Annotated in this window: 19 protein-coding genes; 9 read left to right on the top strand and 10 right to left on the bottom strand. The window is 72.8% G+C overall.

The features are described from left to right. Positions 1-3340, top strand: a 3340-nt coding sequence (locus ACZ5CW_RS10590) for a P-loop NTPase fold protein (protein ID WP_468599921.1), incomplete at its 5' end; no start/stop codon positions are given. A 67-nt stretch (positions 3341-3407) separates the two neighbouring features. Next, positions 3408-3887: a GNAT family N-acetyltransferase gene (locus ACZ5CW_RS10585; protein ID WP_468599920.1), complete on the top strand. Its 480-nt coding sequence runs from the start codon at positions 3408-3410 to the stop codon at positions 3885-3887. A gap of 11 nt (positions 3888-3898) precedes the next feature. Here ACZ5CW_RS10585 and ACZ5CW_RS10580 read toward each other — a convergent pair whose 3' ends face one another. From ACZ5CW_RS10580 to ACZ5CW_RS10570, 3 genes are all read right to left on the bottom strand, one after another. Next, positions 3899-4744 (bottom strand): spermidine synthase, encoded by an 846-nt coding sequence (locus ACZ5CW_RS10580; protein WP_468599919.1) that lies wholly within the window; start codon positions 4742-4744, stop codon positions 3899-3901. A gap of 85 nt (positions 4745-4829) precedes the next feature. Then, a complete protein-coding gene (tuf, locus tag ACZ5CW_RS10575; RefSeq protein WP_468599918.1) occupies positions 4830-6008 on the bottom strand; it encodes an elongation factor Tu in 1179 nt (392 codons plus the stop codon). Between the two features lie 260 nt (positions 6009-6268). After that, on the bottom strand, positions 6269-6997 hold the full coding sequence (locus tag ACZ5CW_RS10570) for a DNA alkylation repair protein (protein WP_468599917.1): 729 nt from the start codon (positions 6995-6997) through the stop codon (positions 6269-6271). 124 nt (positions 6998-7121) lie between these two features. Here ACZ5CW_RS10570 and ACZ5CW_RS10565 point away from each other — a divergent pair, with 124 nt between their 5' ends. Together ACZ5CW_RS10565 and ACZ5CW_RS10560 are read left to right on the top strand one after the other, a co-directional pair. Then, a complete protein-coding gene (locus tag ACZ5CW_RS10565) occupies positions 7122-8273 on the top strand; it encodes a glutathione-independent formaldehyde dehydrogenase (protein ID WP_468599916.1) in 1152 nt (383 codons plus the stop codon). A 132-nt stretch (positions 8274-8405) separates the two neighbouring features. Next, a complete protein-coding gene (locus ACZ5CW_RS10560) occupies positions 8406-9173 on the top strand; it encodes a TVP38/TMEM64 family protein (protein ID WP_468599915.1) in 768 nt (255 codons plus the stop codon). Between the two features lie 15 nt (positions 9174-9188). Here ACZ5CW_RS10560 and ACZ5CW_RS10555 read toward each other — a convergent pair whose 3' ends face one another. Then, the gene (locus tag ACZ5CW_RS10555; RefSeq protein ID WP_468599914.1) at positions 9189-10358 is read right to left on the bottom strand and encodes a thiolase family protein; all 1170 of its coding nucleotides are present in this window, start codon (positions 10356-10358) and stop codon (positions 9189-9191) included. 124 nt (positions 10359-10482) lie between these two features. On the opposite strand from ACZ5CW_RS10555, the gene ACZ5CW_RS10550 reads away from it, so the two are divergent. Further along, on the top strand, positions 10483-10953 hold the full coding sequence (locus tag ACZ5CW_RS10550; RefSeq protein WP_468599913.1) for a winged helix-turn-helix transcriptional regulator: 471 nt from the start codon (positions 10483-10485) through the stop codon (positions 10951-10953). Between the two features lie 33 nt (positions 10954-10986). Here ACZ5CW_RS10550 and ACZ5CW_RS10545 read toward each other — a convergent pair whose 3' ends face one another. The 3 genes from ACZ5CW_RS10545 to ACZ5CW_RS10535 are packed head-to-tail and all read right to left on the bottom strand — an operon-like array spanning position 10987 to position 13801. Beyond that, the gene (locus ACZ5CW_RS10545) at positions 10987-11709 is read right to left on the bottom strand and encodes a cupin domain-containing protein (RefSeq protein WP_468599912.1); all 723 of its coding nucleotides are present in this window, start codon (positions 11707-11709) and stop codon (positions 10987-10989) included. After that, on the bottom strand, positions 11703-12641 hold the full coding sequence (locus ACZ5CW_RS10540) for a DUF6807 domain-containing protein (protein WP_468599911.1): 939 nt from the start codon (positions 12639-12641) through the stop codon (positions 11703-11705). The genes ACZ5CW_RS10545 and ACZ5CW_RS10540 overlap by 7 nt, the downstream gene beginning before the upstream one ends. After that, positions 12638-13801, bottom strand: coding sequence for a Gfo/Idh/MocA family protein (locus ACZ5CW_RS10535; RefSeq protein WP_468599910.1), 1164 nt, complete (start codon positions 13799-13801; stop codon positions 12638-12640). Before ACZ5CW_RS10535 ends, ACZ5CW_RS10540 begins: the two co-directional genes overlap by 4 nt. A 235-nt stretch (positions 13802-14036) precedes the next feature. Between ACZ5CW_RS10535 and ACZ5CW_RS10530 the strand changes: the two genes are divergently transcribed. Together ACZ5CW_RS10530 and ACZ5CW_RS10525 are read left to right on the top strand one after the other, a co-directional pair. Further along, entirely contained in the window at positions 14037-14912 is an 876-nt protein-coding gene (locus tag ACZ5CW_RS10530) for an undecaprenyl-diphosphate phosphatase (protein WP_468599909.1), read from the top strand. Between the two features lie 400 nt (positions 14913-15312). Continuing rightward, complete coding sequence (locus ACZ5CW_RS10525; RefSeq protein WP_468599908.1) at positions 15313-15492, top strand: hypothetical protein; 180 nt, start codon at positions 15313-15315, stop codon at positions 15490-15492. Positions 15493-15607: 115 nt separating this feature from the next. Here the strand turns inward: ACZ5CW_RS10525 and ACZ5CW_RS10520 are convergent, their stop codons facing one another. Next, positions 15608-16219, bottom strand: coding sequence for a DUF4291 domain-containing protein (locus ACZ5CW_RS10520; protein ID WP_468599907.1), 612 nt, complete (start codon positions 16217-16219; stop codon positions 15608-15610). Between the two features lie 91 nt (positions 16220-16310). Here ACZ5CW_RS10520 and ACZ5CW_RS10515 point away from each other — a divergent pair, with 91 nt between their 5' ends. Next, entirely contained in the window at positions 16311-16787 is a 477-nt protein-coding gene (locus ACZ5CW_RS10515; RefSeq protein WP_468599906.1) for a nuclear transport factor 2 family protein, read from the top strand. A 122-nt stretch (positions 16788-16909) separates the two neighbouring features. Continuing rightward, positions 16910-18484, top strand: coding sequence for an apolipoprotein N-acyltransferase (gene lnt, locus ACZ5CW_RS10510; protein ID WP_468599905.1), 1575 nt, complete (start codon positions 16910-16912; stop codon positions 18482-18484). Here the strand turns inward: lnt and ACZ5CW_RS10505 are convergent. Both ACZ5CW_RS10505 and ACZ5CW_RS10500 read right to left on the bottom strand, forming a co-directional pair. Continuing rightward, positions 18402-19313 (bottom strand): Gfo/Idh/MocA family protein, encoded by a 912-nt coding sequence (locus ACZ5CW_RS10505; protein WP_468599904.1) that lies wholly within the window; start codon positions 19311-19313, stop codon positions 18402-18404. The genes lnt and ACZ5CW_RS10505 overlap by 83 nt on opposite strands. Further along, positions 19310-20536, bottom strand: coding sequence for an FAD-dependent monooxygenase (locus ACZ5CW_RS10500; protein ID WP_468599903.1), 1227 nt, complete (start codon positions 20534-20536; stop codon positions 19310-19312). The genes ACZ5CW_RS10505 and ACZ5CW_RS10500 overlap by 4 nt, the downstream gene beginning before the upstream one ends. Positions 20537-20547 lie beyond the last annotated feature (11 nt).

Below are 20547 nucleotides of genomic sequence, written 5' to 3'. Positions count from 1 at the left end.
GGGCGTATGGGCACTCACCAGCTGGACGGACCCGGGCGGCGACCGCCGACTGGCATCCGCCGGAGACGACGGAACCATCCGCGTCTGGGACCCGGTGACGGGACAGCAGATCGCCGAGGCCCCGCACCCCGGCCGGGTCATGGCACTGACCGCATGCCTCCACGCCGACGGATCGGTCCGGATAGCCTCGGCGGGCAACGAGGGCGCCATCCGCTTATGGGACCCCGTGACCGGCGCACGTATCGGTGAACCCCTGGTCGGCAACGCGGGCTGGGTTCTCGCCCTGGCCGCGTTCCGGGGACCGGGCGGCGGCCTTCTGCTCGCCTCGGCCAACTATGACCGCACCGTGCTGGTCTGGGACCTGGAGACGGGCCGGCCCGCCGGGTCGCCCATGACCGGTCACACCGCGGGAGTCGCGGCCCTGACCTGCTGGACCGCCCCCGACGGCGCCGTCCGGCTCGCCTCCGCCAGTGATGACGGCACCATACGGACCTGGGATCCGGGGACCGGGCGCGCCATCGGCGCTCCCCTGCGCGGCCACAACGCGGGCATCACCTCGCTCGCGGCGTGGACCGAGCCGGACGGCGCGGCCCGGCTCGCCTCCGCAAGCTCCGACGGCGCGGTGCGCATCTGGGACCCGGAGACCAGTCGCATGCAGGGGCCGCCGCTGATCGGTCATACCGGCTGGCTGCGCTCCGTGGTCACCGTCGCCGGACCGGAGGGCACGACCCGCCTGGTCTCGGGGAGCTACGACGGCAGCATCCGCATCTGGGACACCACCGCACAGACCTCCGTCGCCGCGGCCGACGGCGGGCACCCGGGCGGCGTCCTGGCCCTGACCTCCTGGGTCGGCCCGAACGGCCCTCGAGTGGCCTCGGGAGGCTATGACGGCAGCATTCGCGTGTGGGACCCGGACACCGGGGAACCTGCCGCACCGGCTTCCATGACCGGTCATGACGGGGGCGTTCTCGCGATGACCGTCTGGCACAGCCCGACGGGAGCGACGCGGTTGGCCTCCGTCGGCTACGACGGCACCATTCGCATCTGGGAGCCCGACCGCGGGGAGCAGGTGGGCGAGGCGCTCGCGGCCCACCGGGACAGGCTCTGGGCGGTCACCTGCTGGACGCCCCCGGACGGAAGGACCCGTCTGGCCGCGGTGGGCGACGAGGGCACCGTGCACATCTGGGACGCGGACACCGCGGCGCCGCTCGAATCGCGGCTGCACGGACACAGTGGCGGCGGGCGCGCCCTGGCCAGCTGGGTGGGGCCGGACGGTGCGCGGGTGGCCGTCGCGTGCGGCGACGGCACCGTCGTCGTATGGAATCCCGACACCGGCTCACAGGTCGTCCCGCCCTTGACCGGACACACGCTGTGGGTGTGGGCCCTGGCCACCTGGGAGACCGCCCGGGGACGCAGGCTCCTCGCGTCCGCCAGTTACGACGCCACGATCCGGCTGTGGGATCCCGAACGCGGCCTGGCCATCCGCAGCGTCGAGGTCGGCTCGATCACTCTGTGGGGACTCACGGATGCGCCTGCCGACCGGGACCTCCTGGGGCGCGAGGCCCTCGTCGACTCGCTGGTGCGCCAGATATACCGGGCGGAAGAGGCCGGTCAAGGGCCGGTCGTCGTCACCGTGGAAGGCCCGTGGGGATGCGGGAAGAGCACCCTGATGCAACTGATCCGGAGCAGGCTGCCGACCGTCACCGACGGTCGGCCGTCCAGGGGCCCCTCGCGATCGCAGCTGACGGTACGGCAGGCGATACGCCTGATCCGGGAGAGCCGGCGAGAGACGGCACCCCGCCGACCGCCGCCGACCGCCGCGCCCCGGGGCGTGGTGACGGCCTGGTTCAATCCCTGGTCGCACCAGTCGGGCGGTCAGGTGTGGGCGGGCCTCACCGAAGCGATCATCGACGCGGCCGCTCCGGTCCTGTACCCCACCGAACTGCGGCGGACGCGGTACTGGTTCACCCGCAACATACGCAAGGTCGACCGGTACGCCCTCCTGCTCGCGATCCGCAGACGGATCATCTCCCCGGTGTTCGGGGTCTGGCTGATCGCCCTGGTCGCCCAGTTGGGCATCGCTCTCCTCGGTGAAGACCACGGCTTCCACCTGCTGGGCCATCCGGTCAGCGGAGCGGCCCTGGCTCTGGCCGTCTCCACGCTGGTCGCGCTGACGGGCATCGTCCACACGCTGGTGCGGTACTTCCGCTCTCCCGTGTCGGCGTACATCGGCACGGCTTTGTTCGACGGGCCGCTGTCTCCCGGAACCGCTGTCCAGGGGCCCGGGGACGGGGCGACGGGACCGGCCGACCCGCTGTACCGGGCCACCGCCGGTTCGCTGTACCTGCATCAGCACGACATCCACGAGTTGCTCGCCGACCTGCGTCGTCTCGGGTACGACCTGGTGGTGTTCGTGGACGACCTGGACCGGTGCCATTCCGACACCACCGCGCAGGTGTTCCAGGCGATCAACCTCTTCCTCTCCGGCCTCACCGCGGACGGTGGCATGCACGGCTGTTTCGTCCTCGGGCTCGATCCGGTCGTCGTCGCCTCACACGTGAACCGGGAACTGGAATCCCTCGGTGCCGAGGCCACGGCACCACACGGTGACGACCCTTCGGTCGGGTGGGCCTACCTGCGCAAGCTCGTCCAGCTGCCCGTCCGTGTCCCCGAAGTCGGTGACGAAGGCCTCCGCCATTTCGTCGAGGCGTCCACGCGGGCCCCGACGAGCCCACGGGGACCGGACACCGGTCCCGCAGCCGTACCTCCGGGATCGCCGGCCGCCGCTTCCTCTGCCGTGCGACCTCCGGTGGCGCGACCCGGTGGTACCACGCCCGCGGTTTCCCCGACCGGCGGGCCCCCGCCCCCGCGAACCGCGCGGCCTCGGCGCCCGGTGGAGACCACCTCTTGGCGCGCTCTGGAGCAACACCCCCGGGTACTCGCCCTCATCCGCCGGCGGCTGAGCGCACAGCCGGGGCGCTCGATCCGTGAAGCCAAGCGGCTGCTCAACGTATGGCAACTGTATGCACGGATGCTGGACACGGTGGAACCGCTCTCGGATCCGGAGGCGACGATCGTGCGGGCCCGTCACCTGGTGCTGCTCGCGGAGATCATCACCCGCTGGCCGGCACTGCAGGCCTCGCTGCACCAGCGTTTCGACGGGCGGCGGGGTCTGGAGCTGCTGGTCGACGCACTGGACGACGAAGTGCGCTGGGAGGCGACGGCGGCCCGGATCGGTCTCGCCGTGCATGAGCACGATCGAGCCCTGAGCGGGCTGCGGGAACTGCTGCGCGATCATGACGCGCCGGAGATCGCGGCCCTTGCGAGACGTCTGCTGTGACGGGACGCTCCCTGGCGTCAGGCCCACTGCGACACCTCATCGCGGCGGTACTTCTCAGGAGGAGACCTTGAACGAGTCCATTCGCCCTCCCGCAAGCTCACGGCCGCGGCGGGCGAAACCCGACGACCTGCCCGATCTGTACGCACTGGACCAGGAGATCTTCGGAGAACTCGCGTACCCGTACTTCGTCCTCCGGCAGTGGTTCGACGTGCACGGCGCGCACTTCCTCGTGATCGACGGTCCCACGGCCGCCGAAGGGCTGTGCGGCTACGCCATGGTGGCGCTCGAGCCGAGGTGCGAGACGGCGTGGCTGCTCGGCCTGGGAGTCCGCGTGGGCCACCGCGGGCACGGACTGGGTGACGTCTTGATGACCACGGTCGCGGACCTGTGCGCTGAGGCGGGAGCCAAGAACATGCGGGTCACCGTGCATCCCGCGAACGAGGTCGCCCGACGGGTGTACGCGAAGGCGGGGTTCAGCCAGGTGGCCGTGGAGGACGACTACTTCGGCGCCGGAGAACCACGACTGGTGCTCGTGAGGCAATTCTGAGGCCGGCGGCGTCAGCCGATGCCGAACGCCCCGTCGGGGGGCTCGGGTGACGGTACCGCGTCGGCGTCCTCGACCGGCCGCGCCGATCCGGTGAACTCCCGTACGCCCGCGCCGTGTTCCACTCGGGCCGGAAAGGCGTCCGCCGCCGCCCGGCGGGCCAGCGCGGCGACGTCCAGGGGCCGGTGCGCGGCGACGAGCACCGCGTTGCCGAACCGCCGGCCGCGCAGCACACCCGGTTCGGCGATCAGCGCCAGTTCCTCGAAGACGGCTGCGAACGTGGCCAGTTGAGACCGCAGAAAGCCGAAGGGTGCCGCGTCCGCGAGGTTGGCCAGATAGACGCCGCCCGGTCGCAGGACCCGCTCGGTCTCCCGCGCGTAGGCGAGCGTGGTCAGGTGCGCCGGCACCCGGGACCCGCCGAACACGTCGGCGATCAGTACGTCGGCGTGGTCGTCCGGAGCCGCCTCCAGCCAGGCCCGGGCGTCGGCGGCGTGCAGCGCGACGCCCGCGCCCTCCGGCAGCGGCAGGTACTCGGCGACCAGCTCCAGCAGCCCCCGGTCGGCCTCGACGACGTCCTGTCGCGAACCGGGCCGGGTGGCCGCCACGTACCGGGGCAGCGTCAGCGCGCCCCCGCCGAGGTGCACCACGTCCACCGCCCGCCCGGCCTCGGCCACGACGTCCAGGACGTGCCCGAGCCGCCGCGCGTACTCGAACTCCAGATACGCGGGATCGTCCAGGTCGACGTACGACTGCGGCGCCCCGTCGACCGTGAGCAGCCAGGCCCGCTCCCGGTCGACGTCCGGCATCAGCTTGGCGGTGCCGTGGTCGGTGGTCCGGGTGACGGGTATCGATTCGTTCACCCCTTCATTGTGCGGCGCGTGATCCCGGCCACGGTGGGGGGGACCGCGCGACCGGCCCCCACCGGCCCCGCGGCCCCCACGCACGTCAGCCTCGGGCCACGGCGGTCACCGTCCCCGCTCCCACGGTCCTCCCGCCCTCGCGGACGGCGAACCCGAGCCCCGGCTCCAACGGCACCTCACGCCCCAGCTCGACCGTCATCTCCACCGTCTCGCCGGGCCGGGCGACCGCCGTCGCGCCGAGGTCGACGTCACCGACCACGTCCGCCGTGCGGATGTAGAACTGCGGCCGGTACCCGGTGGCGACCGGTGTCGTACGACCCCCCTCCCGAGCCGACAGCACATACACCCGCGCCGAGAACCGCCGGGCGGGCACCACGCTCCCCGGCGCCGCCACGACATGGCCCCGCCGGACCGCGTCCCGCGGCACACCCCGCAGCAGCACGGCCACGTTGTCCCCGGCCTGTGCCTCCTCCATCGGCTTGCCGAACGTCTCGAGACCGGTGACCACGGTCTCGACGTCCGCGCCGAGCACCGCCACCCGGTCGCCCAGGCGGAGCGTCCCGCGCTCCACGGCACCGGTGACCACCGTGCCCCGCCCGGTGATGGTGAGCACGTTCTCCACCGGCAGCAGGAACGGCGCGTCCAGATACCGCTCGGGCATCGGCACGTAGGTGTCCACCGCGTCCAGCAGTGCCTCGACGGACGCCGTCCAGCGCGGGTCGCCCTCGAGCGCCTTCAGCCCGGAGACCCGGACGACGGGCACGGCGTCGCCCGGATACCCCTGAGCGGTGAGCAGGTCGCGGACCTCCAGCTCGACCAGGTCGACGAGTTCCTCGTCCCCCGTGCCGTCGGCCTTGTTCAGGGCGACGACGATGTGGTCGACGCCGACCTGCCGGGCGAGCAGCACGTGCTCGGCGGTCTGCGGCATGATCCCGTCGAGCGCGGAGACGACGAGGATCGCCCCGTCGAGCTGCGCGGCGCCGGTGACCATGTTCTTGACGTAGTCGGCGTGGCCCGGCATGTCGACGTGGGCGTAGTGCCGGGTGTCGGTCTCGTACTCGACGTGCGCGATGTTGATGGTGATGCCGCGGGCGGCCTCCTCCGGGGCGCGGTCGATGCGGTCGAAGGGGACGAAGGTGCCGGTGCCGCGCTCGGCGAGCACCTTGGTGATGGCGGCGGTCAGGGTGGTCTTGCCGTGGTCGACGTGACCCATGGTGCCGATGTTCAGGTGCGGCTTGGTGCGCACGTAGGCCGTTTTCGACATGGCTGTACCTCGGAGCCTCTCCGGTCGTACGGGAATGCGGGACCCAAGGGACTGGCCGACCCTCCCCCTGCGGGGTCCGCCGGACGGTCCGGGGAGGGTCAGCTTCGGGCGCCGTCGACAGCGGCCTCGAGGATCGGGACGGCAGCCTTCGGGGCATCCGCGACGGCGGATGCTGCGAGGAGGAAGGCGTACCGGAACATGGCGTCGATCATCGCCGACGGTTTGTCCGGCGTCGAATGGTTTTTCCCGGCGGGACGAGGTCAGGCGCCGATGTTCTTCAGCGCCTCCCGCACGGTCAGCGGGGCGAACCGCCCCCGCTCCCGCTCCCGCGCCATGAAGGCCCGTACGGCCTCCGGGTCGGTCTTGGCGTACTCGCGCAGGGCCCAGCCGATCGCCTTGCGGACGAAGAAGCCCGGGTGCCCGGACTGGACCAGGCAGTGGGCGAACAGCCGGTCGGCGTCGGTGCGTTCCTTGTAGGTCAGCTGGTGGAGCAGGGCCGTCCGCACCACCCACAGGTCGCCGTCGTTGATCCAGGCGTCCATGTCGGCGGTGAGCTTCGGGTCGGCGGCGACCAGGGTCCCGACGACGTGCGCCGCGAGCAGGTCGACGGTGTCCCACCAGGGGACGGTGGTGACGAGGTACCGGGCCACCGGGAGGAGGCCCGGGGAACAACGGTCCGCGTACCGGCGCAGAAGATCGACGGCGAAGTAGTGGTACTCCCGCTCGGGCAGCTGCCAGCAGCGCAGGGCGATCGCGGTGCAGTCGGCCTCGCCGGGACGCGGGGTGCCGGCCAGCACGGTGCGCGACAGGGCGCGGCGGGCGGGGGTGGGGATGCCGAGGAAGGGCGCGACGTCCTTCATGTAGGCGCGCATCGCGGCGGCCCGCCCGGGATCGGCGGCGGCCCCGTAGGTGGCCGTCAGCCGTTCCAGCACGGTGTCGGCGAGGGCGCTGCGCGGCACGTCCGGCGGGGCCGCGCCAGTGGCGGTCATGGCACGAACCCTACTGTCGGGAGGGAGGTCCCGGAGACCCTTCGCGTCGAACATGTGTTCACGGTTGCAGTGCCTTTTGCACGGGCGTTACCTGGAATTAGCGCTCGACGCGGAGGTGACAGACGTGAAAGCCGTCGTCTACGAAGAGCCTTTCAGTGTGGTGGTGAGGGACGTCCAGGACCCTCAGATACAGCATCCCAACGATGTGCTCGTACGGGTCACGTCGACCGCTATATGCGGCTCCGACCTGCACATGTACGAGGGCCGCACGGCGGCCGAGTCGGGCATCGTCTTCGGGCACGAGAACCTCGGCATCATCGAGGAGGTCGGCAGCGGCGTGACCTCCCTGTCCGAGGGTGACCGCGTGGTGATGCCCTTCAATGTCGCCTGCGGATTCTGCAAGAACTGCCTTGCGGGGAAGACCGGCTTCTGCCTGACGGTCAATCCCGGATTCGCAGGCGGCGCCTACGGATACGTGGCGATGGGCCCCTACAAGGGCGGTCAGGCCGAATTGCTGCGCGTACCGTACGCCGACTTCAACTGCCTGAAGCTGCCCCCGGGCGAGGAGTTCGAGACCGACTTCGTGCTCCTTGCCGACATCTTCCCGACCGGCTACCACGGTTGCGAACTCGCCCAGGTGTCCCCCGGCGAGTCCGTGGCCGTCTACGGGGCCGGCCCGGTGGGGCTGATGGCCGCCTACTCCGCGCTGCTGCGCGGTGCGGCGAAGGTCTTCTCGGTGGACCGCGTGCCCGAGCGGCTCGCCAAGGCCGAGGAGATCGGGGCCATCCCCATCGACTTCACCAAGGGAGACCCGGCGGAGCAGATCAAGGAACAGACCGGAGGTGAGGGAACCGACAAGGGCGTCGACGCCGTCGGCTACCAGGCCCAGGCACACGACGCCAGCCACGAGGAACCCGCCATCGTCCTCAACGAACTCGTCCAGACGGTACGCCCGACCGGCATGCTCGGCGTACCGGGTCTGTACGTGCCCTCGGACCCCGGCGGTCCCGACGAGCACGCCAAGCACGGCCAGCTGCTGGTCTCCATCGGCAAGATGTTCGAGAAGGGCCAGCAGATGGGCACCGGTCAGTGCAACGTCAAGCGGTACAACCGCCAGTTGCGCGACATGATCATCGCCGGGCGCGCCAAGCCCAGCTTCGTGGTCTCCCACGAGTTGCCGCTGGACCAGGCACCGCAGGCGTACGAGAAGTTCGACAAACGGGTCGAGGGCTACACCAAGGTCGTACTGCACCCCGGTCACGCTCTCGCCGCGTGAGGCACGGTCCGGGCGCCACGGGTGCCCGGACCCTTCACTGCCCCGGCGTTCCGTGCGTGCCCCCTCCGTGCTGTGACGGGGAGGGGACAGACTTGACGGCGATCACACGCGTTCGTCGGTTAATGTCACCGGATGCTCGATGCCAACCGCTCTGGCACCGCCGCGGCCTCTCCCCGGGCCGCCGCCACGGAGTTCGCCGTTCCCGTACCGCCCCTGGCCCGTGTGGGGCCGGCCGCCCGCTGCACGCGCGCGTTGCTGTCCCCGTACGCCCGGCTGTCCCTGCTGTTCGCCCTGCTCGCGGGCGGTGCCGCGGGGGTGCTGCTGTTCGAGCCGCAGCGGCTGCTGACCCAGGGCTGGCCGCCGCAGCTCGGCGGTGCCGCGGCGGCCGTCGTGTTCGCGGCGGCGTACGGGCTGTGCACGGTGGCGTTCGTACCGCGCCCCTTGCTGAACCTGGCGGCGGGCGCGCTGTTCGGCTCGCAGCTGGGGCTGACGACGGCGCTGGCGGGCACGGTGCTGGGGGCGGGACTGGCCTTCGGGCTGGGCCGCCTCCTCGGGCAGGACGCGCTGCGCCCGCTGCTGCGGGGCCGCTGGCTGAAGGCGGCCGACGGACAGCTCAGCCGGCACGGGTTCCGGTCCATGCTGGCGGCCCGGCTCTTTCCCGGGGTGCCGTTCTGGGCGGCGAACTACTGCGCGGCCGTCTCCCGTATGGGCTGGCTGCCGTTCCTGCTGGCCACGGCCCTCGGTTCCATCCCGAACACGGCCGCCTACGCGGTCGCCGGCGCCCGCGCCTCCTCGCCGACGTCCCCCGCCTTCCTGATCGCGATGGCCTGCATCGCCGCGCCGGCGCTCGCGGGCATGGTGGTGGCCTGGCGAAAGCGCCACCACCTGCGCGGCCGCTGATCGTCCGAGGCCCGGTCAGACCCCTTCCAGGATCATCGCGTTGGCCAGTCCGCCGGCCTCGCACATGGTCTGCAGGGCGTAGCGGGCGCCTCGCTCGCGCATCGCGTGGACCAGGGTGGTGGTCAGCCGGGTGCCGCTGGCACCGAGCGGGTGGCCGAGGGCGATGGCGCCGCCGTGCACGTTGACCTTGGCGAGGTCGGCGCCGGTCTCCTGCTGCCAGGCGAGGACCACGCTGGAGAAGGCCTCGTTGATCTCGAACAGGTCCATGTCGGCGAGGCTCAGACCGGCCCTGCCCAGCACCTTCTCCGTCGCCGGGATCACGCCGGTGAGCATCAGCAGCGGGTCGGAGCCGGTGACGGCGAAGCTGTGCAGACGGGCCAGCGGGCGCAGGCCGAGGCGGGCCGCGGTCTCGCTGGAGGTGATCAGGACGGCGGAGGCGCCGTCGTTGACGGGGCTGGCGTTGCCCGCGGTGACGTTCCACTCGATCTGCGGGAAGCGCTCGGCGAAGCCGGGGTCGTAGTAGGCGGGCTTGAGGCCGGCGAGGATCTCCGGGGTGCTGCCCGGCCGTACGCACTCGTCGCGCGAGACGCCGTCCAGCGGCGCGACCTCGGCGTCGAACAGACCGGCGTCCCACGCGGCGGCCGCCTTGTGGTGCGAGGAGACGGCGAACTCGTCCATCCGCGCGCGGGTGAGGGACCACTTGGCGGCGATCAGCTCGGCGCTGATGCCCTGCGGGACGAGGCCCTCCGGGTAGCGCTCGGCGACTCCGGGCCCGAACGGGTCCTTGCCCTCGGGCACGTTGGACCACATCGGCACCCGGCTCATCGACTCCACCCCGCACGCGACGACCAGGTCGTACGCGCCCGAGATGACGCCCTGCGCGGCGAAGTGCACGGCCTGCTGGGAGGAGCCGCACTGGCGGTCCACGGTGGTCGCCGGGACCGTCTCCGGGTAGCCGGCCGCGAGAAGCGCGTACCGGGTGGTGTTCATGGCCTGCTCGCCGACCTGGTCGACGGTGCCGCCGATGACGTCGTCGATCAGCGCCGGGTCGACGCCGGAGCGCTCGACCAGCGTGCGCAGGGTGTGCGCGAGGAGCTGCACGGGGTGGACATGGGCGAGGGAGCCGTTCGGCTTGCCCTTGCCGAGGGGGGTGCGTACGGCTTCGACGATGACTGCGTCGCGCATGGTGCGGGCCTCCTTGGCCGCCTGGCTACCCGTAGCGGGCTACGGCAGCTACCAGTGAGTAGGAAATCCAAACTCACCATAGCTCCATGAGTTGGAAAATCAAACCCTCCTCTAGACTGGCCGTATGGCCGCCACGAAGGACCCGCGCCCCTGCTCGATCGCCGACGCCCTCACGCTGGTCGGCGAGAAGTACTCCCTGCTCGTCCTGCGGGAGGTGTGCCTGGGCAACGGCCGCTTCGACCAGCTGGTGCGCAACATCGGCGCCCCCCGCGACATCCTGGCCGCCCGGCTGCGCCGGCTCGTGGACGCCGGGATCCTGGCCAAGCGGGTCTACAGCGAACGCCCGCAGCGCTTCGAGTACCGGCCCACCCAGGCGGGCCTGGAGCTGGAGCCGGTCCTGATGACCCTCAAGGAGTGGGGCGACCGCCATCTCCGCAAGGGCGCCGACCTCCCGATGGTCGTCGAGCACGCCTGCGGCAACGAACTGGTACCGGTGGTCACCTGCCGGGCCTGCGGCGACCCCGTGCGCCACGAGGACCTGACGGCCCACCCCCAGGCCCCGGGCTGGACGGTCTCGGGACCGACGGCGGCCTGACGAGAGTCCCCCGCCTCCCCTGCCGGTACCCGCCTACTGCCCCTGCCGGTACACGTCGAGCCGCCCGCACATGCCGAACCGGCCCTCCTCGACGGGTCGTTCGGCCCGTACGACGGCCTCGGCGAGGTGGGCCGGGTCCCCCGCCGCGAGCCGGTCCAGCTGCCGTCCGGTGGCCTCGGCTGCCGCCAGCGCCCCCCGCTGCCAGCGCTCCCGCCAGCCGGCGATCCGGGGCCGGACGAGCGCGGCGGCGGCCCGGTGGAAGGCGGCCAGCGCCTCCGGGCCGGAGGCCGCGCGCAGCGCCCGGTAGCCCTCCAGGGCGAGATCCCGTCGGGCGCGGGCGAACCGCTCCCGCTCCGCTTCCGGAGCGTCGGCCGGGACGACGGTCGCGGCGGCGTACACCGCCGGGTCGGCGAGATACTCCGGCGGGAGCGTGAGCACCGCGTCCCCGGCCTCGGGCAGCCCGCCGTTCTGCATGAGGACGGTGATGCGCAGGTCGCCCTCGTTCACCAGGCGGTGGACGGTGCCCGGGGTGAACCAGGCGACCGTGCCGGGCACGAGCGGGGTGACCGCGTACCCGGACGCCGTGAGCGTCTGCACCGCACCCCGGCCGCCGGTGACGACATACGCCTCCGAGCAGGCCAGGTGCAGATGGGGAGTGCCGCCACGCACGCCGCCCGCGGCGGGCCAGTCGTACACGCACAGCCGCGAGACCGCGACCCCGCCCGGCAGGCCCGGGAACCCCCCGGCGCTCACCACGGATGTGTGTCCAGATACGTGACGACGTCCTCCCGCCGCCAGGCCCCGTCCGCCACGACGACCCGGTAGCGGCGGCGGAGCGTGTCGCCGGGCGCGAGTTCCAGCTCCTCGAAGAAGGACCAGGAGGGGGCGACGGCGGCGAACGGCTCGTTGCGGACGAACCAGTGGGCCGGACGGGTCCCGCCGGCACCGCAGTGGTCGTTCTCGGGGGCGTGCGCGAAGACGAGGGTGGCGTGGCCGTCGGCGCCGTCGTGCTCGCCGCAGTACGCGAGCCAGGGCGCCCGCGCCCCCATCAGTCCGGGCCCCTCCCGCTCGGGTCCGGTGATCCGCCCCTCCCGGAAGGCGCGCGGGCCGCGCCAGAACAGGCCGGTGTAGCCCGCCAGTTCGCGCCCTGCGGTGGTCGGGCTGCCGAAGACGAGCGGTTCCGCACGCCGGTTGGTGATGGCACTGGTCCAGGTGAGCGCCCAGGAACCGGAGGCCGGCTCGACGTCGTGGACCTCGATCCGCCGCTCCTCCTCGGCCCACAGCTCGCCGTCGTACGGGTGCCAGGTCAGCCGCTCGGCGATCACCGCGCGGCCGTCGGCCGCCGAGACCTCGTCGAAGCCGGCGTGCCGCATGGAGCCCACCCGCTCGGGGAGTTCGAGGTACCCCTGCCCGTGCACATAGGTGTTGCCGCCCCACAGGTTCGCTCCGGACAGGTGCGAGGCGGTGAGCGACAGGCCCTTGTGCCAGCGGTGGTCGTGCGGGCGGTAGCCGGTGACGATGCCACCGGCGAGGGTGCGTACCGGGTGGAGGTAGGGCCTGGGTGCCTCCCAGGCGGCTTCGGCCCGGTAGACGTAGGCGAGCAGCTCGACACCGCGCGCCGGTTCGGTCACGGTGATCCGGTCCCCGTGGGCGTGCACGAGACGCAGGCCGTCGAGGTCGCCGCTCATGCCGGGACCTCCTCGGCCGCCACCGGCGCCCAGCCGGGCGCGTCACCGTGCAGGGCGGTGTAGTACGGGTCGCCCGGCCCGATCTCGCCCGCCCGGACGGTCCTGTCGGTGAAGGCCGACCGGTACAGCGCGGTGATCAGCTCCAGGCTGGTGCGCCCGTCCGCGCCGCTGCTGCGCGGCCGCTCGCCCGCCCGCATGCTCGCGACCAGCTCGCGCAGCTGTGCCAGGTGGGAGCTGGGCACGTCCGGGCCGAAGTCCCGCCAGGCGGCGGCCTGTCCGGCCGACACGTCCGGGGCCGGGGTGATGCGCCAGTTGTCGTTCGCGTGCCCGTAGAGGTGGGTCAGTTCGACGGTGGCGCGTGCGCAGTCGATCCGGATGCGGCTGACCTCGTCGGGGCTGAGCACGCTGTTGACGACGGTGGCGAGGGCGCCGCTCCCGAAGCGGACGAGCGCGGTGGAGACGTCCTCGGTCTCCACGTCGTGCACCAGCCGGCCGGCCATGGCCCGCACCTCGCTCCACGGCCCGAGCAGGTCCAGCAGCAGATCCATCTGGTGGATGCCGTGCCCCATGGCGGGGCCGCCGCCCTCGGTGTGCCAGCGGCCCCGCCAGGGCACGGCGTAGTAGGCGGTGTCCCGGTACCAGGTGGTCTGGCAGTGCGCCACCAGCGGCCGCCCCAGGGCCCCTTCGGCGAGCAGCCGGCGCACATGCCGGGCGCCGGAGCCGAAACGGTGCTGGAAGACGATCGCCGCGTACGGGCCGCCCTCCCCCTCCTCCGCCTCGATCGCGTCGAAGTCGGCGAGCGAGGGCACCGGAGGCTTCTCGCACCACACCCAGGCGCCGGCGCGGAGCGCGGCCACGCTCTGGGCACGGTGCAGGGTGGGCGGGGTGCAGATGGTGACCAGGTCGGGCCGCTGCTCGGCCAGCATCCGGTCGAGGTCGGTGTAGGCGTGCGGGATGCCGGCCTCGGCACGGAACGCCTCGACGGCGTCCTGGTCGATGTCGACGGCGGCGACGACCTCCGTCTCGCCCTCCCGCGCGAGTCGGGCCAGTGCGGGCAGATGGGAACCGCGCGCGATGGCGCCGGTGCCGACGACGGCGGCCCGGATGCGCCGGCCGGTGAACGGGGCCGCGGAGCGGGGGGAGTGAGGCGGGCGGGGCATGGGCGGGTTCAGCACTCCTCCGGGACGGCGGGTGCGCAGGCCGACCCCGAGGTGCAACCAGGACAGCAAGCGCTTTCTCCTGCGCTGCAACGTAAGCGGCGGCGCCCGGACCGGTCAACACCGCGGACCCCGCGGGCTGCCCAACCCCTCTTGCCTCGCCGTCACCCGGGCCCGCTACGCTGCCTTCGTCACATGATCACCACTTCTCCCCTCAGCACTTGGACGCCGTACCTCCATGTCTTGGTTTGAATCCCTCGTCCTCGGACTCGTCCAGGGGCTGACCGAGTTCCTGCCCGTCTCCTCCAGCGCGCATCTGCGGCTGACCGCGGCGTTCTCGGGCTGGAAGGACCCCGGCGCCGCCTTCACGGCGATCACGCAGATCGGTACGGAGACCGCCGTCCTGATCTACTTCCGCAAGGACATCGGCCGGATCATCTCCGCCTGGTTCCGCTCGCTGTTCGACAAGACGATGCGACAGGACCACAACGCGCAGATGGGCTGGCTGGTGATCGTCGGCTCGATCCCGATCGGGGTGCTGGGCGTGACGCTCAAGGACCAGATCGAGGGCCCGTTCCGCGATCTGCGGATCACCGCCACCATGCTCATCGTCGTCGGCCTGGTCATCGGCATCGCCGACCGGCTGGCGGCGCGCGACGAGACCGGCGGGCGGCACCGGGCGCCCAAGCAGCGCAAGGTCCTCGAGAACCTAAGCGTCAAGGACGGCCTCGTCTTCGGCCTGTGCCAGGCCTGCGCCCTGATCCCGGGCGTCTCCCGCTCCGGCGCGACCATCAGCGGCGGCCTGTTCATGGGCTACAAGCGCGAGGCCGCGGCCCGTTACTCCTTCCTGCTGGCCATCCCCGCGGTGCTCGCCTCGGGCGCCTTCGAGGTGAAGGACTCGGTGAGCGGGGGCCATGTGGCCTGGGGGCCGACCCTGTTCGCGACGGTGATCGCGTTCGCCTCGGGGTACGCGGTGATCGCGTGGTTCATGAAGTGGATCTCCAACAAGAGCTTCATGCCGTTCGTCTGGTACCGCGTCGCCCTCGGCATCGTCATCATCGCGCTGGTGTCGGCGGGCGCCCTGAGCCCGCACGCGGCGGAATCGGCGAGCTGACCACGGCCGGACGCGGGGACTCGTCCGGCCGCCCCGACGAACGCGGCGGTTCCGGTGGTTCGTCCCGGCTGGTCCCCGCCGCCGTTTCGGACATCTCCCGCGCCCGCGACGACTCCGGCCCGGACGGCGCCCTCGCGGGCCCGCCCGCGGACCCCTCCGAAACCGCCACGGCCTGCGCGTTCCGCGGCCTCACCGGTGACGCACGGGCCGGCCCGAGCCGGCACTCCGCCTCCGCGGCCACCGTCCCGCGCTCCCCTGGCCCGGAGAGGCATATGCGCCCTGGGCTGGCCGGACCGAGGGACTCCACCGAGCGGGCCCGGGCGCGGCCGTGACCGAGCCCATACCTTCTCGGTAGCGACCCGGTAGCGCAGTGTCAGTGCTTGCCCCTAGGCTTGTCCGCATGTCCCCCGATTCCATGCCCTCTGGTTCCGTGCGGTCTGCTGCCGAGGTGAACGAGCAGATCCGGGCGCTGTGGCTGCGTGCGGGCGGCACACTGTCGGCCCAGGAGCGCGAGGAGTACGAGCTGCTGGTGGTCGAGTGGGCCGAGGCGATCCGCGAGGAGGTCATCGAGGCGGCCTGAGGCCGACGGCGCCCCTCCGGCACGGGCGTCCCTCCGGCACGAACGGCACACCTCGCCCCGCACACCTCACCCCGCACACCGCACACTCCGGCCGTGGGCAGTCGGCCGTCGGAGCCTATGCCCGCAGGTGCGTGAGCACCTCGTCGGCCACCGGATACGGCCGTTCCTCCGGCAACAGCCCGCTCGCCCGCTCCAGTTCACCCGCCCGCACCAGGCCGTGGATCTCCGTGGCCAGCGGGGTGACGTCCTCGATGCCGACGATCCACTCGTCGGCATACCGGGCCGCCGCCTCCCCGGCGAGTCCGAGCTGCAACGACCGGTAGGGCAGCGGGTTGTGGTGCAGGTCGCGCTCGGGATCCCACTGGACGCGGGCCGGTGACCGCCGCAACCGCTGCTTCCAGGCGGCCTGGTCGCCGTGCAGGTCCGGCACGTGGTGCGACAGGCAGGCGTTCCGCAGGGCCCACTCGAAACCGGCACGCTCGATCTCGACGGCGAGGACGGTCTCCTGACCCTCCTTGGTGCCCCAGCCGCAGCGGTACATCATCCACAGGAAGGACGGTTTGATCCAGGTCATCCGGTCCCGCTTCCAGGCGGACGGGAAGCGGCCGGTACGGGCCGCCGGACCGCCGATCTGCGGGGGGTAGGCCTGGTGGACGACGACCGTGTCGTCCGTGTACCGGGCCCGGATACGGAACCTGGGCTCGGTTTCGATGGATTGTTCGTTCACGAGGACAGGTTCGGGTGCCGGACGCGCCCCGCACCACCTATTATCCGGCGCGCCTCTTGGCTCCGCGCCCCGCGTGCCCAACACTGTGCCGATGACGCAGCGTGCGGAGCTTGCGACCGTGATGGACCGGCTGGCCGTGGACGAACTGGTCACCGAGTACGCCGAGGCGGTGGACGACGGTGACTGGACGGCCTACCGAGGGCTGTTCACGGCGGACGGGCGAGCCGACTACCGTTCGGCCGGCGGCATCGAGGGCGACGCGGGACAGGTCGCCGGATGGCTCGCCGAGAACCTGGCGGTGTTCGCCATGCGCCAGCATCTGATCGTCAACCGCCGGGTGCGGTTCGGCCTCCTGGACCACGACACCGGTGACACCGCCCGGGTCCGGGCCGACTACCTCAATCCGATGCGGTTCACGGACGACGGCGGCCCGACCGCCCCGGACCTGGTGTGCGGCGGCCGCTACGACTTCGCGCTGCTGCGCACTCCGGAGGGCTGGCGACTGCACGCGGTCGTCGTCCACGAGAAGTGGCGCCGGCTGCCGCCCGAGGGGCAGGCGGTCCCGTAGCGGCCTGCCGCCACTGAGGGGCGGGGCCGTGCCGACGTGCGGCTCCGCCGCGCGGGCGCGCCCTGTCGCGAGATCCCTTCCGGCGCGCACACTGGAACCAGCGCTGGGTAGGGAGTGTCCACATGAGGACGATCGACCGCTGGCTCACCTCCCCCTGGCGGCGCTCCGCCACCGCCGCCCTCGCGGGCGCTCTGCCCGTACTCGCGTTCCCGGCGCCATCCCTGTGGTGGTTCGCGTACGTCGCCCTGGTCCCGTGGATCCTGCTGGCCCGCTCGGCGCCGACCGGGCGGCGGGCGGCGTACGACGGCTGGTGCGGCGGCTTCGGCTTCCTCGTGGCCGTCCACCACTGGCTGCTGCCGAGCCTGCACGTGTTCATCTTTCTGATAGCCGCTCTGCTGGGCCTGCTCTGGGCGCCCTGGGGCTGGCTGGTGCGCCGGTTCCTCGGCGGCGTACCGGCGCCGGGCCGGAGCGCCGTCGCACTGCTGGTGCTGCCGTCGGCCTGGCTGGCGGTGGAACTGGTGCGCTCCTGGCAGGGGCTCGGCGGGCCGTGGGGCATGCTGGGCGCCAGCCAGTGGCAGGTGGGCCCGGCGCTGCGGCTGGCCTCCGTGGGCGGGGTGTGGCTGCTGAGCTTCCTGGTGGTGGCCCTGAACGTGGCCGTGGCCGTGCTGATGTGCGTGCGCGCGTCGCGCGTGCCGGCCGTGGCCTGCCTGGTCGCCACGGCGGCCGCGACCTCGGCCGCGTGGGCGTGGGCGCCGCGCCCGGACGTCGACGGGCGGGTGCGGATCGCCGTCGTCCAGCCCGGGATCGTGGCCGGGACGGCCAGCGGCGACAAACGCTTCGACCGTGAGGAGCGGCTGACCCGGCAGCTGGTCGGACGGGGCGTCGACCTGGTGGTGTGGGGCGAGTCCAGCGTCGGTTTCGACCTGGACGACCGGCCCGACCTGGCCCGGCGGATCGCCGCGCTGTCCCGCGCGACCGGCGCGGACGTGCTGGTGAACGTGGACGCCCGCCGCTCCGACCGGCCCGGCATCTACAAGAGTTCGGTGCTGATCGGCCCGGACGGACGGACCGGTGACCGCTACGACAAGATGCGCCTGGTCCCGTTCGGCGAGTACGTCCCCGCCCGCTCGCTCCTCGGCTGGGCCACCTCGGTCGGCAAGGCGGCCGGTGAGGACCGCAGGCGCGGCAGCGGGCAGGTCGTGATGGACGTCGGGCACGGACTGCGGATCGGCCCGCTGGTGTGCTTCGAGACCGCGTTCCCTGACATGAGCCGCCATCTCGCCGAGGACGGCGCGGACGTCCTCCTCGGCCAGTCCTCCACGTCCTCCTTCCAGCGCAGCTGGGCCCCGGAGCAGCACGCCTCGCTGGCCGCGCTGCGTGCCGCGGAGACCGGCCGCCCGATGGTGCACGCCACGCTCACGGGCGTCTCGGCCGTGTACGGCCCGGGCGGCGAGCGACTCGGCCCCTGGCTCGGCACCGGCGCGAGCACCGCCCGCGTGTACGACGTACCGCTCGCGCACGGCGTCACGCCGTACGTCCGCTACGGCGACTGGCCGGTGCACGGCGCGCTGCTGGTGCTGGCCGCGCTGTGCGCGACCGAGGGGGCGCGGGCGCTCAGGCTGCGCCGTAGCGGTCCCGAACCGCTCGTACCACCCGCTCGCACAGGTCATGGGTCGCCAGCGCGTCCCGGGCGCTGAGCACCTTGCCGGCGCGGACGGCGTCGAGGAAGGTGAGGACCGCCTGCTCGATGCCCCGCTGCCGGGCGACCGGCACCCAGTCGCCGCGCCGGCGCACGGTCGGCTGTCCCTTGTGGTCGACGACCTCGGCGAGGTTGAGCACCTGGCGCTTGGTGTCCTGTCCGGAGACCTCGAGGATCTCCTCCGCCGAGCCGCTGAGCCGGTTCATCACGCCGAGCGCGGTGAAGCCGTCGCCGCCGAGCTGGAGCACGACGTGGTGGAGCAGTCCGTCCTCGACACGGGCGCGGACGGTGACGTCGTCGACGGGGCCGGGTACCAGGAACCGCAGGGTGTCGGCGACGTGGATGAAGTCGTCCAGGATCATCGAACGCGGTTCCTCGGGCAGCCCGATCCGGTTCTTCTGCATGAGGATCAGCTCGCGCGGGTGCTCCAGGCACTGCGCGTATCCGGGGGCGTACCGCCGGTTGAAACCGACGAACAGGGAGACACCGCGCTGTTCCGCGAGGTCCACCAGCCGCTCGGAGTCGGCGAGTTCGTAGGCGAGCGGCTTGTCCACGTACGTCGGTACGCCCGCTTCCAGCAGCCGGGTGACGATCTCGGGGTGGACGGCGGTGGGCGCGTGCACGAAGGCCGCGTCGAGGCCGGCGGCGAGCAGGGAGTCCAGGCTCGTGTGCCGTCGCTCCTCGGGCAGGTGCAGGGTGTCGGCGACCCGGTGGAGGGTGGCGGGCGTGCGGGTCTGCAGGTGGAGGTCGATGCCCGGCTGCGTGCCCAGCACCGGCAGGTACGCCTTCTGCGCGATGTCCCCGAGTCCGACGCAGCCGACCTTCACGTGCTCTCCCTCTCCCGCTTGCCCAGGTGTGCTTCCCCGGAAGCATACGGGGGCCGCCAGTCGGCGATGCCGTCGAAGCCGCGCAGGAAGAATTCGGGCCAGGCCTTCGACAGGGCGGCGATCGCGATGTCGCGTACGGCGACGAGGGCGCGGTTGCCGGCCATGTCGAGACGGGCGACCCTGACGGCCTGGCGGGCGATCGCCGTCGTGCGCGGCAGCCGGGCGGCCGTGTAGGCGGCGAGGTCGTCACCGATGGGGGTCCTCTCGCGCGCGTGCGGCCGGGCGAGGGAGAGCGCGAGGACGACGGCGTCCTCGATGGCCTGGTTGCCGCCCTGGCCGAGGGTCGGCGGCATGGCGTGGGCGGCGTCGCCGAGGAGGGCGACGCGGCCGGAGTGGTAGGCGGGCAGGGGCTGGGCGATGTGGTGGACGTCGTGCCGGAGGACGTCCTCGGGGCGGGCCGCCGCGAGCACGGCCGGGATCGGTTCGTGCCAGTCGCCGTACCGGCGCAGCAGTTCGGCCTTCTCGTCGTCCGGCGCCCGCTCCCCCGCCGGGGCGGTGGCCGCCGCGTAGGCGTAGACACGGCCGTCCTTGAGGGGGTGGGTGCCCCAGATGCGGCCGCGGCCCCAGGTCTCGTGCGAGGCGAACTCCGCGCCGGGCACCGGGATCAGTAGTCGCCAGGTGGTGAACCCCGCGTACACCGGCCCGGGGTGGGCGGGGAACAGGGCGCCGCGGACGCCGGAGTTGACCCCGTCCGCGCCCACCACCAGCTCGGCCTCCAGCTCCGTCCCGCCGGTGCTCACCCGGGCGGGCCGCCCGGTGTCGCCGGGGTCGGCGAGGGTCGCGGCGGCCGCGGTGCTGACGGCGCCGGCCGGGAGCAGGGCGGCGAGCCGGTCGACCAGGGTGGCCCGGGGCAGCAGGACGAGCGGGCCGCCGAAGCGGGCGGCGACGGCTCCGGCGTCGGCGCGGGACAGCCAGCGTCCGCCCGGGGTGCGCAGTCCCCCGTCGCCCTGCCACGCGGCGAGGTCGCGGATCTCGTCGCCGACGCCGAGGACGTCCAGGGCGCGCAGGGCGTTCGGGGCGAGCGAGATGGCCGCGCCGACCGGTTCCAGCGAGCGGGCCCGTTCGAGCACGGTCACCTGCCAGCCGCGCCCGTGCAGGGCCGCGGCCGCGGCCAGACCTCCGATCCCGCCGCCGATGACGATCGCGCGCGCCGGCTGTGCCATGACCCCTCCCA

The organism is Streptomyces sp. NPDC031379 (genome assembly GCF_055569615.1).
The sequence above is the reverse complement of the archived record's forward strand: the minus strand, read 5'-3'. Positions and strand labels throughout refer to the sequence as shown.